Origin of the sequence: Algoriphagus ratkowskyi, from assembly GCF_002150505.1 — a bacterium.
GTDB classification, from domain to species: domain Bacteria; phylum Bacteroidota; class Bacteroidia; order Cytophagales; family Cyclobacteriaceae; genus Algoriphagus; species Algoriphagus ratkowskyi.
In genome coordinates this window covers 300,254-314,665 of record NZ_MSSV01000004.1, presented here as the reverse complement: position 1 = coordinate 314,665, position 14,412 = coordinate 300,254, and the positions used below count along the sequence as shown (strand labels likewise).

At 39.5% G+C, this 14,412-nt stretch carries 14 protein-coding genes and 1 tRNA gene; 9 read left to right on the top strand and 6 right to left on the bottom strand.

Annotation, left to right across the window (positions count from 1 at the left end; genetic code table 11):
• The first annotated feature begins 105 nt into the window (after positions 1-105).
• The 3 genes from BVH02_RS06895 (at position 106) to BVH02_RS06885 (ending at position 2,779) form a co-directional block, all read left to right on the top strand.
• On the top strand, positions 106-1,809 hold the full coding sequence (locus BVH02_RS06895) for a helix-hairpin-helix domain-containing protein (protein ID WP_317045417.1): 1,704 nt from the start codon (positions 106-108) through the stop codon (positions 1,807-1,809).
• Between the two features lie 158 nt (positions 1,810-1,967).
• On the top strand, positions 1,968-2,255 hold the full coding sequence (locus BVH02_RS06890) for a hypothetical protein (protein WP_086500539.1): 288 nt from the start codon (positions 1,968-1,970) through the stop codon (positions 2,253-2,255).
• A gap of 176 nt (positions 2,256-2,431) precedes the next feature.
• Positions 2,432-2,779, top strand: a complete 348-nt coding sequence (locus tag BVH02_RS06885; protein ID WP_223271824.1) for a hypothetical protein — start codon at positions 2,432-2,434, stop codon at positions 2,777-2,779.
• A gap of 71 nt (positions 2,780-2,850) precedes the next feature.
• On the opposite strand, the gene BVH02_RS06880 is transcribed toward BVH02_RS06885, so the two are convergent.
• The 6 genes from BVH02_RS06880 to BVH02_RS06855 form a co-directional block, all read right to left on the bottom strand.
• Positions 2,851-3,516, bottom strand: coding sequence for a hypothetical protein (locus BVH02_RS06880; protein WP_086500537.1), 666 nt, complete (start codon positions 3,514-3,516; stop codon positions 2,851-2,853).
• Between the two features lie 8 nt (positions 3,517-3,524).
• Entirely contained in the window at positions 3,525-4,016 is a 492-nt protein-coding gene (locus BVH02_RS06875) for an RNA polymerase sigma factor (RefSeq protein ID WP_086500534.1), read from the bottom strand.
• Between the two features lie 516 nt (positions 4,017-4,532).
• Complete coding sequence (locus BVH02_RS06870; protein ID WP_086500531.1) at positions 4,533-7,058, bottom strand: ATP-dependent Clp protease ATP-binding subunit; 2,526 nt, start codon at positions 7,056-7,058, stop codon at positions 4,533-4,535.
• Between the two features lie 81 nt (positions 7,059-7,139).
• Positions 7,140-7,766, bottom strand: coding sequence for a WbqC family protein (locus BVH02_RS06865; RefSeq protein ID WP_086500529.1), 627 nt, complete (start codon positions 7,764-7,766; stop codon positions 7,140-7,142).
• A 1-nt stretch (position 7,767) separates the two neighbouring features.
• A complete protein-coding gene (locus tag BVH02_RS06860) occupies positions 7,768-8,397 on the bottom strand; it encodes an L-threonylcarbamoyladenylate synthase (RefSeq protein ID WP_086500526.1) in 630 nt (209 codons plus the stop codon).
• Positions 8,398-8,400: 3 nt separating this feature from the next.
• Complete coding sequence (locus BVH02_RS06855) at positions 8,401-8,835, bottom strand: (deoxy)nucleoside triphosphate pyrophosphohydrolase (RefSeq protein ID WP_086500524.1); 435 nt, start codon at positions 8,833-8,835, stop codon at positions 8,401-8,403.
• Positions 8,836-8,921: 86 nt separating this feature from the next.
• Here BVH02_RS06855 and mltG point away from each other — a divergent pair, with 86 nt between their 5' ends.
• The 6 genes from mltG (at position 8,922) to BVH02_RS22015 (ending at position 14,372) form a co-directional block, all read left to right on the top strand.
• Positions 8,922-9,968 (top strand): endolytic transglycosylase MltG, encoded by a 1,047-nt coding sequence (gene mltG, locus BVH02_RS06850; protein WP_086500522.1) that lies wholly within the window; start codon positions 8,922-8,924, stop codon positions 9,966-9,968.
• Position 9,969: 1 nt separating this feature from the next.
• Positions 9,970-10,377: an acyl-CoA thioesterase gene (locus BVH02_RS06845; RefSeq protein ID WP_086500520.1), complete on the top strand. Its 408-nt coding sequence runs from the start codon at positions 9,970-9,972 to the stop codon at positions 10,375-10,377.
• Positions 10,378-10,390: 13 nt separating this feature from the next.
• Positions 10,391-11,374: a YihY/virulence factor BrkB family protein gene (locus BVH02_RS06840; protein ID WP_086500683.1), complete on the top strand. Its 984-nt coding sequence runs from the start codon at positions 10,391-10,393 to the stop codon at positions 11,372-11,374.
• 104 nt (positions 11,375-11,478) lie between these two features.
• A complete protein-coding gene (locus BVH02_RS06835; protein WP_086500515.1) occupies positions 11,479-13,326 on the top strand; it encodes a DUF885 domain-containing protein in 1,848 nt (615 codons plus the stop codon).
• A 122-nt stretch (positions 13,327-13,448) separates the two neighbouring features.
• Positions 13,449-13,533 (top strand) — tRNA-Ser (locus BVH02_RS06830).
• Between the two features lie 428 nt (positions 13,534-13,961).
• Entirely contained in the window at positions 13,962-14,372 is a 411-nt protein-coding gene (locus tag BVH02_RS22015) for a response regulator (RefSeq protein ID WP_086500512.1), read from the top strand.
• Positions 14,373-14,412 lie beyond the last annotated feature (40 nt).

The following is a 14,412-nucleotide window of genomic DNA, read 5'->3' as shown; positions in this document are numbered from 1 at the left end:
AAACGTGAAAACTCAATTTTCAATTTTAAGTTAAGCTATAGCCCCTTAAATTGAAACATTATTTCAAGACATTTGTCTGAATAGACTCACACAACCCCAGAAATTTTGGATCACAAGACTCTTCTGAAAAAAATAAAGCTCAGCATTCAGCTGATGGAACTTCACGACGAAAATCCGTTCAAAATTCGCAACTATCAAAGCGCGCTGATTTCTTTGGAACGCGAAGATCAGGATATCATGACGCTGAACGAATCAGAACTGGCAAGTCTTCAAGGTGTGGGAAAAAGTATGGTGGAAGCCATCCAGCAGCTGAAAGAGACCGATACATTCCCTTTTCTAGAAGAATTACTTGTCAAAACTCCTGAGGGAATATTAGAAGTTCTGCAGATCAAAGGCTTGGGGCCAAAGAAAGTGAAAACGCTCTGGGAAAGCCTTGGCATTACTTCCACCCATGAATTGATGGAGGCATGTCAATCTGGAAAAGTCGCCAAAATCAAAGGTTTTGGAGAAAAAACTCAGAACACGATCATTCAAAACCTAGAGTTTATTGCCTCCAATTCAGGCAAGTGGCTCTATGCAGATATAGAAGAAATGTTTGGGCAATTTGAAGACACTTTGCGTGTAATTGCTCCGGACGCTGAACTGGCAATTGTGGGAGATTTTTCTAGGCAGATGGAAATCATCACCGAAGCTGAGTTCCTACTCGCTTCAGATGAACTATCAGCTGCTAAAACTACCATCAAAGCGATGGAATCCATCGAATGGATTATGCTCGAATCAGGTCCGAGAACGCTCAGAGGCAAACTAAAAGAAATCGATCTAAGCGTAAGTATTCACTTTTGCTCCAAAGAGGACTTCCTTTGGAAAAAGCTCTCACTTATTGCTTCTCCCATGCACATGGAAGCTATGGTGGATGAAAAAGAAAGCATTGCCAAAAAGCTCCAAAAAAAGAATTACTCAAGCGAGGAAGAGTTTTTCAGCATCAATAAGCTCCAATTCATCCCAGCGGAAATGCGAGAAGGTTACGGCGAAGTGGAGCTAGCGAAAGAAAACAAAATCCCCGAATTGCTCGGCGAAAATGATCTGAAGGGTATTCTACACAATCACTCCACATACAGCGACGGTAAGCATAGCCTGAGACAAATGGCAGAGTATTGCAAAGAATTAGGTTATGAATACCTAGGAATCTCCGATCACAGCAAGACGGCTTTTTACGCAGGGGGATTGACGGAAGATCAAATAGTAAAACAACACCAGGAAATCGATGCCTTGAATCAAGAAATGGCGCCTTTCCGAATTTTTAAAGGAATAGAAAGTGATATACTTTCTGATGGAAAACTCGATTACGCAAATGAAGTGCTGGCTAGCTTTGACTTTATCGTCGCCTCCGTTCATTCCATTTTGAATATGGAAATTAAGCGAGCGACAACTCGCTTGATCACAGCGATAGAGAATCCTTATACCACTATCTTGGGACATCCAACGGGTAGACTGTTACTTCGAAGACAAGGATATCCGCTCGATCATAAAGCGATCATCGATGCCTGTGCGGCAAATAATGTAGTGATAGAAATCAATGCAAATCCCTGGAGACTGGATCTCGACTGGAGGCATGTTCGCTATGCGATAGCGCAAGGCGTGATGCTATCTATCAATCCAGATGCTCATGCGATGGAGGGATATTCAGACATGAAATATGGCGTACTGGTTGGCAGAAAAGGTGGGCTTACAAAAGAAATGACGCTGAATGCCATGAGTGGTGAGGAGATAGGAAGTTATTTTGATGCTAGGCTGAAGAAGATAAATTGAAAAGACTGTATAATCAGTGACCGATGTCCGATGGACCTTTTCGGCAGAATTAGGAATCAATTTTAGAGATTCTTTAACATGCCAATTATCTAAAAGTAAATCAGAGGCAGTAATACCTAAGACTTGTAACTTGCGACCAAATTATAGATTTAGAAAAAATGAAATGGACTGACCATTCCGACAAGACCTTACTTCAGCGTTCCTTTTTATTTGGAATTACTGGCTTCGTCTTGTGTATGCTTTCGCTTTTAAACACACAATTTCAAGTGCTACAAGCTCCCATGGGACCATTAAATGGCGTTGGACTAGCTTTACAATTTGTGGGCCTGAGCTTGGCGGTGTTGGTAATTCGTAAGCGAAAATTAGATCCTGAAATCAAGGAAAAGGCTAAAAAGATGATTTTGATATTGGCTGTAGGATTGCTGTTTTTCATATTGACTCTGTAAAGTCTAAAACCTAAACTTAAGAGATTCGTTGCACCTTAAACACAAGATCTAGGTAATCAATGAAACCAATGCTATTTGTTTTTCCATTTCTAATAGCCTTAGTATGTTCTACTGCACAGGCCCAGACAAACAGTCAAAAGTCAGAATTTAAAATAATTACTATCATCGAATCAGTTATGCCTAACGACCGCGGAGAATCAAGGATAATCGACTCCGAGACAGTAGTGGATTCGGTTGCCTATGCAACTTATAAAACTGACGGTTCGAAAAGTAGAAACAAAGAAATCGAACGCGAAAAGCTCAGACTGGAGAAATTAGATCAAATAAAGTTACTGGAGCTATACGATGGAATAGACGTAAGTTTTCGAAACGTTGCCTCAAACGATGCCATGATTACATCAAAGATTAATAGCATGCTAAAAGAAGGATGGAGCTTAACTTTTGTCACCACCGCTATCGAGTCAGATGCCGGCAATGATGATTATAACGGTATAGTTATAACTCGTTTATTTTTCTCTAAGTAAAACTTTCATTCGAGAAAGAACTCTTTAAATATACTAATTGAAATATCAATAAAAATAGAGATGGGCGAAGGTTAATTGGTAATTATAGGTTCTAACTTTTCATAGTCTTTAATCTGAACTAGCATCTCTTGCGCTTTCATAATCGGAGTCCACTCATAGCTCCCAAATAAGAATTTGAACCAAGGCTTGTCTCTATTTTCGTATCGGATATTTATAAAGAGCCAGATGGATACTGCTGCAAAAGCAAGTGTAATCAGGGCTTGGATTCCCCAGAAGAAAGGATTTGCTGATCCAATCCATGAGGAATTCAGGAAAAAGGTAGTCCAAAATGGCAGTTGCAACATAAGAATACGTGTGACCCAAAGGGTAGAAGTTGTTAATCCAGCAATTTTCTTCTGAGTACTCATCACAGGTCGATTTATGTTGACTACATAAATAAGGATTAACTGATAAAGGTAGATTCCAACCGCTATTTTGTTTACTAGGGAAATAAAACCAGCAGAAATCAGAAAGAAAAGATTGCCTATAGGTAATAGGTTAATTACTAAAACGTCCAGAAAAATAATCCAAAGTATCCCTAATAAGACCGTAAAAATTTTGATCGGACGCATAGATGTCAACTCACTTTTCACCTTCATTTTAGTAATGTCTGAAGCATTTTTTCGATTGAAGACTAATTGTTCTTCCAGCTTTCGATCGTAGGATTTCCATATTTCTTGAAGTTGTATGTCTTGCATGATTTCTGTTAATAAGATGTGATTTTCTGTTTCAATTGTTGTTTGATGCGAGAGAGTTTTGTTGCCACGTTGCTTTCTGAAATCCCAAGAATTTCGCCTATCTCGGAATATAAATAGCCATCGAGGTAAAGAAGTATTAACGCTTTGTCCACTTCCTTAAGCTCTCTGATGAGACTTTGGAGAAGGTCCCGATTGTCATTTGCCAAGCTTTTATCTTCTGCTAGATATATTGCTGTTTCAGATAGTGGCTGATAAATTTGGCAGCGATTACTTGCTTTGCGGTAAGCAGAAATAGCCACATTCAGAGCAATCCTATACATCCAAGTGCTCAGTTTGTAGTCTGGTTGGAAACTCGGAAAAGCTTTCCAAAGCTGGAGAATAATTTCTTGAACTAAATCGGCTCGATCATCAGCATCCTTGCAGTAGGAATTTGCCACCTTGTAGATGATCCCTTTATTGGACTCAATACTGGAAAGAAATGATTCATTTTCTTTAGACAAGGATTCGCTGGTATATTATAAAACTCTTTCAAGCTATTAATCGCATAGCTTGCTAAAAAAATCACAGACTATGAAAATTAAATGTAAAACATTGAGGAATCGGCATTATACGGAAATAGAATAAAACCTATTTTACTCCTTCGGAGCTCAGATTTCGGCATGTTCACTATTAGACCCAACCTTAGCGAACTGGGTTATGATAAGTCGGACTTTCAGTCCTTCCATGTGATCAAATATAACGTCTTCATTTGCATGGTCCCATAATAATCAACTGACAAAATCTACTCACAACTATTGAAGAGCCTAAACAATCAAAGTATCGAATTGGTCTATGTGGACATAGACTATGGTGGAAAAATAATGAATGGTCCTGCTTCTGCAGAAGCTGGAAAATTGTTATAATTCAAATTAATTCTTTGCGCTTTCTCTGCGAAAAACTCAGCGTACCCTGCGGTTTAAAAAAAAAGCCCCGAACTCATCGCTCGGGGCCTCCAATCTATTCACAATAGCTAACTTCTAATCAGCTTTTTCTTTCTTTTTCACAGCAATGGTAAGTTCTGTGCCTTCACCGTGATAATCTGCAGTGATGACATCTCCTTCCGATAGATCACCTTTCAGGATCTCTTCGGCTATCGCATCTTCCAGATATTTCTGGATCGCTCTGTTCAGTGGTCTAGCTCCATATTGCTGATCATAACCTTTCTCAGCCAAGAATTCCTTCGCTTTTTCGGTCAACTCGATCTTGTAACCTAAGTCAGTGATTCTAGCAAATAACTTACCTAAACTGATATCGATAATCTTATAGATATGCTCTCTGGTAAGTGAGTTGAAAACAACTACATCATCCAATCTATTTAGGAATTCTGGGCTAAATGCCTTCTTCAAAGCAGATTGAATCGTTGACTTCATCACCTCATCCATGTTGTCTGACTTAGCCTGACTGGCAAAACCAATCCCAGCTCCGAAATCCTTCAAATCACGAACTCCAATATTCGAAGTCATTATAATGATAGTATTTCTGAAATCCACTTTTCTACCCAAACCATCTGTCAAGATACCATCATCCAACACCTGCAAAAGAATGTTGAACACGTCCGGGTGAGCTTTCTCGATCTCATCCAGTAATACCACAGAGTAAGGTTTTCTTCTGACTTTTTCTGTCAACTGTCCACCTTCTTCATAGCCCACATAGCCAGGAGGTGCTCCTACCAATCTGGACACAGAAAATTTTTCCATGTATTCAGACATATCTATTCTGATCAACGCATCGTCTTTGTCGAAAAGATAGTTTGCCAGCATCTTGGCTAATTCAGTTTTACCAACTCCCGTAGGACCCAGGAAAATAAATGAACCAATAGGCTTTTTAGGATCTTTTAAACCAACTCTAGTTCTCTGAATAGCTTTAGTTAATTTCTTAATCGCTTCATCCTGACCGATTACTTTACCGGATAAGTCTCCATTCATACTCAAAAGCTTAGCACCTTCTTTCTGAGCGATTCTCTTAGCAGGAATACCAGTCATCATCGCGATCACTTCAGCTACATTATCTTCTTCTACAGTAAATCTCTTAGACTTACTTTCTTCCTCCCACTTGGTTTTTGCTGTTTCCAGCTGCTCAAGTAGTTTCTTTTCCTTATCTCTAAGCTGGGCAGCTTCTTCATATTTCTGAGATTTCACCACCCGGTTTTTCTCAATTTTAATATCTTCTACTTCAGCTTCTAGCCTAAGAATATCCTCAGGCACATGAATATTGTTGATATGGACTCTGGCTCCTGCCTCATCCAATATATCTATCGCCTTATCTGGAAGAAATCTATCGGAAATGTATCTGTCGGAAAGTTTAACACATGCGATTATGGCCTCATCGGTATAATTTACATTGTGGTGATCCTCGTATTTATCCTTGATATTGTTCAATATTTGAACTGTCTCCTCAGGTGTGGTGGCATCTACCATCACCATTTGAAATCTACGGGCCAATGCGCCATCCTTTTCTATGTATTGACGATACTCATCGAGTGTAGTAGCTCCGATACATTGGATTTCTCCACGCGCCAAAGCTGGCTTGAACATATTGGATGCATCCAAAGATCCTGAAGCACCACCTGCGCCAACTATAGTATGTAGCTCATCGATAAACAGAATGACACTTGGAGATTTCTCCAGCTCGTTCATCACGGCTTTCATTCTCTCCTCAAACTGTCCTCTATACTTGGTGCCTGCCACTAGAGAAGCAAGATCAAGCGTCACTACTCGCTTATTGAAAAGCACACGGGAAACTTTCTTCTGAATAATTCTAAGTGCAAGTCCTTCCGCTATTGCAGTCTTACCTACACCTGGCTCACCGATCAAAATCGGATTATTTTTCTTTCTTCTGGAAAGGATCTGTGCTACACGTTCGATTTCTTTCTCTCGGCCTATGATTGGATCAAGTTTGTCATCTTCAGCCATTTTAGTCAAATCTCGACCGAAATTATCTAAAACTGGAGTTCTAGACTTTTCTGCACCCGGCTTAGCTGCTCCAGATCCACTTCCTGAAGAACCGAAAAGTTTGGATCCGTCGTCATCACCATCTTCTGCCTCTGCTTTTGAGCGAGGAGGAGTATCGGAAGACATTTCCAGCATCTCTTTTACCGAATCATAATTGATTTCAAATTTGTTTAGTATTTGAGTAGCTATATTATCCTCATCTCTCAAGACGGACAGAAGTAAATGCTCTGTACCTATCAATTGACTCTTGAATATTTTAGCCTCCAAATATGTGATTTTCAACACTTTCTCTGACTGTCTAGTCAGAGGTATATTTGCCATATTTTTCACATTGTGATTTGCGGTTCCTTTTACAGCACGTTCTATCGCGTTCCGCAACTCATCCATTGGCACTCCCAATTTCTTAAGAATAGATACAGCAACACCTTCTCCCTCGCGAATCATCCCTAGCAAGAGGTGCTCTGTGCCAATGTAATCATGTCCCAGGCGAAGTGCTTCTTCGCGGCTAAGAGAGATCACCTCTTTGACTCTGTTCGAAAATTTTGCTTCCATTAAATTCTTATCTGATTGTTAAATAAACCTGTACGTATGTTACCGAATTTGTTTTGAAAACACAATCCTTTAGTGGATTGTTCATTGTTTTTTTACAGACTTTAAGAGGATACCTTTAGATGCAGGGCCTTCGCAAAACAACAAATCCAGAATGCTGAGGTTAGGATCAAAGTCTAAGCCAAAAAGTTGAAAATAAGACTCTGGGGTATAGAAGTTTCGTTCCGAAAATGGGACTGAGGGCATTAGTTGCCCTCTTATGTCATCAGTATAGGACTGATCTTGCGATGAACTCTGTACCCGCATCTTGACAGGCACACCAAGTAGCTTGAGACAAATTGTCAGCATTTCCCAATTCAACTCCCATAAACTTTCAATATTTTTCTCGAAGACCTTTTCAAAATATGGGAAGTAATATTCGTAGAAAGGTGCTTTTCCATAGGCGCTTTGAATGCCACGCAAGTGAATATTTACCCAACTTTGATCATAGTCGACCTTAATCTTTTCCTGCGAAATTCTAGGTCTCCGACCTTGAATAGGCACACTTAGCGTGCCTACTTTATTAGCAAGTCGAATTTGAGTTCGGTTGAAGAAAGACTGTCTTTGGTACCTGAGTTCAGGAAAAAAAACTAATTCATCAGCTCCTAGGATAGCCGCAAAAAACTCCAGATTCGGGAAATAATGTAGATCAACCGCAATGCTCTTTGTCATTCTACTCTAAGTCCTCCAGTTTACCCAAACCTTCTCTTAAAACTTCTATTTCATCTCTGGTACAGTCCAAAATAGTAGAACCAACATTCTGACCGTATCCACCATCAATCACAATATCGACGAGATGCTGATATTTTTCAAATATTAATTCGGGATCAGTACTATATTCTATCACTTCATCTTCATCATTTATTGAAGTAGTGAGGATGGGATGCCCCAATTCCTCCACCAGCATTCGGGGCACATTATGGTCAGGAACTCTGATTCCCACTGTTTTCTTTTTGCTGTGCAAGATTTTTGGAACCTGATGACTTGCGTCTAAAATGAAAGTAAATGGCCCTGGCAAACCTTTTTTCATCATTTTAAAAACCGGCTTACTTATCATCTTGGTGAACTGCGAAATGTTGCTCAAATCCGCGCATATGATCGAAAAATTGTGTTTTTTAGGATTGATCCCTTTGATTTTGCAAATCCGCTCTACCGCTCGTAAGTTCATGATATCGCAACCCATCCCATAAACTGTATCCGTAGGATAGATCACCACACCTCCATCACGTAGTGTATGAGCGATTTGCCTGATTTTATCTGGATCAGGATTTTCCTCGTATAATCGAATTAATTCAGCTGCCATATCTTATTCTTTTCTCGTGTATCCAACTAGTTGTCTCTGAATATTGTTCCAATTCTCCAACAGCTCATTAACTATTGGGATATCAGCAGGAGCCCAGTTTAATGTTTCCAACTCATCCTTATTCAGCCATTTCACTTCTTTATGTTCAAGCAATGAAATCTCCCCAGACCTCCATATACAGACAAAAGGAATCAATCGAATCACTTTACCCTGAATATAGGAATGTTCATTTGGAAGCAAAGTACTAACCAAACTGATCGAAATAGCCAATTCTTCTTTGATTTCACGAATTAAACAGGCTTCTGGACTTTCTCCTTCTTCAATTTTTCCACCTGGAAATTCCCATAATTCGGGAAGCGTCATAGTCTCAGATCGCTGAGCACAAAGTACTTTTTCATTAGCAAAAATAAGGGCACAGGTGACGGAAATGACCTCCATTAATACCAAGTTTAGACAGAAAGGTATAATTACCTTGTCTGAAGCACAAACTCCTCCTTAGATTTTTCCTTATTTTTGGCCTAAATATGGAAACGGATAAAAAAAGAAAAATAGCACTCACACTGGTCATCAGCTTTTCGGTACTAGCAATTTCCTTCAGCTTTTACTTCTATCAGGTGTTTTTCAGCCCAAATACACTGGTAGATTCCGATCAAAACTACATGCTCAAAATAAGCAGTAATGACACATACAAATCAGTTTCGAACAAGTTATATGATGATTTTGTAGTAAATGATCTGGTTAGCTTTGGCTTCGTTTCTAGAATTACAGGTTATCAGGAATCTGTAAAGCCAGGACTCTATACCATAACCCCAAAAATGACCAATCTCCAATTGGTTAAATTACTTCGATCAGGAAAACAGACTCCTATTCGGGTTACTTTTAATAATGTGAGAACCAAGGAGGATTTGGCTGAAAAAATTACGGCCAATATGGAAATTTCAGAAGATCAGTTTTTAACACTTGTGAAAGACTCTGTTTATATCCGAAAGTTTGATTTTGACGAGGAGACCATCATGAGCATGTTTATACCAAACACTTATGAACTTTGGTGGAATACTAGCTCAGAAGCACTTTTCGACAGAATGTATAAAGAATACAATGCATTCTGGACTGACGAGCGAAAGCAGAAGGCAGCAGCTCTTGGCTTAAACCAAAAACAAGTGAGCACTCTCGCAAGTATAGTGCAAGCGGAAAGTCAGCAAAAAGCCGACGAACGACCAGTAATCGCCGGTCTCTACTTAAACCGTCTCAACATAGGAATGCCTCTTCAGGCGGATCCTACCTTGGTTTTTGCTTCGGGAGATTTTGAATTAAAACGTGTATTGAATGTCCACAAAGAAATTGAAAGTCCCTACAATACGTATAAATACACTGGTTTGCCTCCAGGACCTATCAATCTCCCAGACATCAAATCTCTTGATGCAGTTCTAGACGCGGACAATAATTCCTATTTGTACATGTGCGCCAAAGAAGATTTTTCAGGGTATCATTCTTTTGCCAGCTCTTTGGCAGAGCATAATGCAAATGCTAGACGCTATCAGGCTGCTTTGAACAAAGCAAAAATATTCTAACATGTATACGACCGAAACACAAATACGAGTTCGCTACGCAGAGACTGACCAGATGAGTTACGTCTACTATGGCAATTACGCGATGTATTTTGAAGTAGCTAGGGTCGAAGCGATGCGGAGCATTGGTTTTTCTTATAAGGAAATGGAAGACGAAGGAGTGATGATGCCTGTACTGGAAAGTTATTTCAGATACTTAAAACCAGGCAAGTACGATGAATTACTCACGATCAAAACGACTATACCTACTCTTCCCAGTGCACGAATTCGATTTGAGTATGAAGTCTTTAATGAGCAGCAAGAACTGATCACCGAAGGATGGACCACACTTACCTTCCTTAAAAAAGACAGTCATCGTCCGACTAGACCTCCACAGAATTTGTTAGCTTTATTAAACCAGTATTTTCACTAAGAAGGATAAAGTGATCAAAACAAAAATTCTCAGGTTAGAAGTAAAACTACTTTGGCAAGCTCGGAAGCTGAAGAAAATTCACTTTGGTGACCCTGACAAGAACCTCTTTGATTTAGGTAGGATTTTTTTGATTCAGCTCAAAAAAGATGATATCATTGAGCGTGCTGGATCCATGGCCTTTAATTTCACAATTGCACTTTTTCCGTTAATACTCTTCCTTTTAAATCTTATCCCTTATTTACAGGATATTTTTCCCTATATCACTACACAAAACATCTTGAGCTTTATCCAGGAAATACTGCCTCTAGAAGTATATAGTCAATCCGAGAACACCATTATGGACATTGTTTCAAAACCACGGCAAAGCATGCTTTCTTTGGGTTTTTTCTTCGCTTTGTTTGCTTCGACACAGGGAGTAATGTCCATGATGAATTCCTTCAATTCTGTCTATCAGACTAAGGATAATAGAGGTTTTATGATGAGCCGGGGAATAGCCGTAAGCATCGTGATGGTGCTCGCATTGACAGTAATCACCGCGAGCATAGTTATGATTGTCGGGGGTGTTGTGATTCGCAGGTTAGATGAGATGCAGGTTTTTAATTCTGGCTTTATGATTTTTTTATTCTCTAGCCTTAAGTTTCTGATTCTATTGCTGATGTTTTATATCACCACTGCTTTTATTTTCCGATTTGCGCCAGCTGTCCATGACAAGTGGAATTTCTTCTCTACAGGAGCCAAATTAGCTGGCCTCTTAATCACTTTAGGGTTTTATGGCTTCTCATTTTACCTAAATAATTTTGCCAGCTATAATAAACTTTATGGTTCCATCGGAACGTTGATCGCCCTGATGCTGTGGCTGCTAATCACGTCAATTATAGTGATCGTGTGCTTTGAAGTAAATGTAAGTTTGGACTTGGTAGAGGAGAATAAAAAACGGAAGAACAATAAAAGAATTGAAGATTTGATACAAGAGGAGAAAAAAAGTATAGCCAGCTGAACTTACTTTTTGTAGCTATTTTTCGCATCAATAACACTTCAATTGACTGATCAAGACGTTGAATTTAATTCCTTATATTTCCACGATATAAACTTTCCCTCCATATGAAAACAGGTCTATTAAAGAATTCTTTTGTTCTCTTTCTATGCTGTATTTTTCTCATTAGCTGCACAAAACCTGAAGAGGCTAAAGATTCCACAGCAGAAATAAACAGTTGGTTTGACCAGCAGTATGAGGAATTGCTTCAGATGAGTCCTCTTCAACTTACTACACAAGGCAGAAAAGATCATTACTCAGAAATAGATGACCTCAGCGAGGCGGGAGAAAAGAAGCGCCTTGACTGGATGGAAGCTAGTGTCGCGGAGATGAAGGAAAAATTTGATGAGAAAACTAGTGATCATCAAGCTCAATTGTCATGGAGACTTTGGGAATACCAGTATGAGCAAGCCAAATCAGAGTATGCATTCAGGAATTCTGGCTATGAGTTCAACCAGATGAGTGGTTCACATACTTCCCTACCGAATATGCTGATCAACTATCATAAGGTGGATTCATTAGGAGATATGGAAGCGCTTATTTCTCGCTATTCCGAGCTAGGCAGGGCAATTGGTCAACTTATGGATAGAGCTAAAGCACAGGCTATCGAAGGAAATAAGCCTCCAAAGTTTGCTTATGAATATGTGATCCAGCAAGCAGAAGCACTGATTAAAGGTCAGCCTTTTAGCGATACTGGTAAAAAATCACCGCTTTGGAGCGATGCTCTTTCCAAAATTCAGAAACTCGAAGATGAAGGTAAAATCACGAGTGAAGAGGCAGGAACTCTGAGATCAGAAGCCAAAGAATCTCTTAGCAACTCAGTCAAACCAGCCTATGCCGCATTGGTGGCTTGGCTAAAAGAAGAATTACCCGCCCTAGAAGCTACACCAACAGGCCTCAGTCGACATGAAAATGGAAATAAGTACTATGCTTTCAAGCTAAAAAGTGCTACTACAACTGAACTATCAGCAGACGAAATTCATGAAATAGGCCTCAAAGAAGTTGAAAGAATACAAAAGGAGATGCTTGCTATAAAAGAGCAAGTGGGATTTGAAGGTGACTTAAAGGCATTTTTTAAATTCATCAACAGCGATCCTCAATTTTATTTCCCGAATACAGACGAAGGTAGAAAAGCTTACTTGGATGAATCCACAGCATATCTGGATACTTTGACTAAGCGAGCTCCCGAATTCTTTGGCATACTTCCAAAAGCAAAACTTGAAGTAAGGCGTGTTGAGGCCTTCCGTGAGCAAGATGGCGCACCGCAGCATTATGCTCAGGGCACTCCAGATGGCAGCCGACCAGGCACTTATTATGTGCATCTTTCGGACATGACAGCCATGCCCAAATCCACATTGGAAGGCGTAGCTTATCATGAAGGCACTCCAGGTCACCATATGCAGATTTCTATTCAACAGGAACTTCAGGACATTCCCAAATTCAGAACTCAACTATTCTTCAACGCATACGTGGAAGGATGGGCCTTGTACTCTGAGGCTTTGGCAAAGGAAATGGGTGGGTATAAGAATCCTTACTATGATTTTGGCAGGTTGGTAAATGAGGTTTGGAGAGCAATACGTCTCGTGACTGATACAGGACTTCACTCGAAAGGATGGACCGAGGCAGATGCCATTGCTTATTTCGAAGAGAACTCATCCATCTCGGCTGGTGCAATACAGTCCGAAGTAAGACGGTACATGGTAATGCCTGGACAGGCTACAGGATACAAGATTGGGATGCTCAAAATTCAAGAATTGAGAGCGAAGTCTGAGAAGGAACTTGGAGAAAAGTTTGATCTAAAAGCTTTCCATGATTTAGTTCTTGGACAAGGTGCGCTTCCTTTGAATATCTTAGAGGAGGAAGTTAATCTTTGGATTGCTGAAAAATCAGGTAAAGAGAATAAGAATTCAAAATAATCAAAAAATTAATTACAATACAATCAGAAGGTTAGCAGAAAAAGAGCAGAAGTGCTTTGCAAAAGTTTACTTTTATCTTACTTTTGCAATCCTAATCAGAGATTAAAATCTGGTGAGGACCTAGAGGAATGGCAGAGCGGTCGAATGCGGCGGTCTTGAAAACCGTTGTACTGTGAGGTACCGGGGGTTCGAATCCCTCTTCCTCTGCATAGCGCTAAAGTTTAACGACTTTAGCGCTTTTTTTATGCCTGTTTTTTTGATGGACACCCCGCTCTAACTCTTAACTGAAAAAAATCTCCTTCCTCGGACTCTAGCATTGAATCAGTTTGTAGCTCTCTACTTTTTAAATCATTAACATCTCCCATTGATGCAAGTAAGTCATCCTTCAACTGAATCATTGAACGTAAGACCGACTTCAAACACTCTAATACTGATGTTTCCAATGCAGTTATTATAAGTTCAATCTACTAAAAGGCTAGATTACTTATCACTATTTACAGGCCCATAGTAGATTTTCGCACTCAACAAAGATTAGTTCCTCGACAGATTCCTGCAATTCAACGATAGGTAATCAGCCCTCAACTGCTTTTTTAATTTTTTGTATCGAAAAGCCCCGACATTTATAAAAAAACAAGTTGCAGATTTTACTAATAGAAGATGATTTACTCGAACAAGCCAGATTTAGTCAAACACTAGCACTCCTGGATTTTAAGATCATAATAATTCACGCGGAGGATGGACAGGTAGCATTAGACATCCTAATAACAGCTAAAACCCTCCCTAATTTGATTTTGCTGGACCTCAATATGCCGAGGCTTAATGGAATTAAATTCCTTAAAAAAATAAAAACAATGCCAAACTTAAAATTAATACCAGTGGTAGTATTCAGTACCTCTACTAATCTATCAGACATTAATTCCTGCTATGAATTAGGAATAGCTAGTTTGATTCAAAAGCCATTCAATCATGTACAATATAAAGAAACTATAAAATCTTTGATTAATTATTGGAGTATTAGAACACTTCACACAATAACACCTAAGTAGAAGAGTAAGTTGTTTAACACCCAAGCCTTGCCCCATTATA

Bases quoted from the DNA above. Each gene is read 5' to 3' on its own strand.
- BVH02_RS06890 (WP_086500539.1), top strand. From the start codon at position 1,968: ATGAAATGGACTGACCATTCCGACAAGACCTTACTTCAGCGTTCCTTT.
- BVH02_RS06885 (WP_223271824.1), top strand. From the start codon at position 2,432: ATGCCTAACGACCGCGGAGAATCAAGGATAATCGACTCCGAGACAGTA.
- BVH02_RS06880 (WP_086500537.1), bottom strand. From the start codon at position 3,516: ATGCAAGACATACAACTTCAAGAAATATGGAAATCCTACGATCGAAAG.
- BVH02_RS06870 (WP_086500531.1), bottom strand. From the start codon at position 7,058: ATGGAAGCAAAATTTTCGAACAGAGTCAAAGAGGTGATCTCTCTTAGC.
- BVH02_RS06865 (WP_086500529.1), bottom strand. From the start codon at position 7,766: ATGACAAAGAGCATTGCGGTTGATCTACATTATTTCCCGAATCTGGAG.
- BVH02_RS06860 (WP_086500526.1), bottom strand. From the start codon at position 8,397: ATGGCAGCTGAATTAATTCGATTATACGAGGAAAATCCTGATCCAGAT.
- BVH02_RS06855 (WP_086500524.1), bottom strand. From the start codon at position 8,835: ATGGAGGTCATTTCCGTCACCTGTGCCCTTATTTTTGCTAATGAAAAA.
- mltG (WP_086500522.1), top strand. From the start codon at position 8,922: ATGGAAACGGATAAAAAAAGAAAAATAGCACTCACACTGGTCATCAGC.
- BVH02_RS06845 (WP_086500520.1), top strand. From the start codon at position 9,970: ATGTATACGACCGAAACACAAATACGAGTTCGCTACGCAGAGACTGAC.
- BVH02_RS06835 (WP_086500515.1), top strand. From the start codon at position 11,479: ATGAAAACAGGTCTATTAAAGAATTCTTTTGTTCTCTTTCTATGCTGT.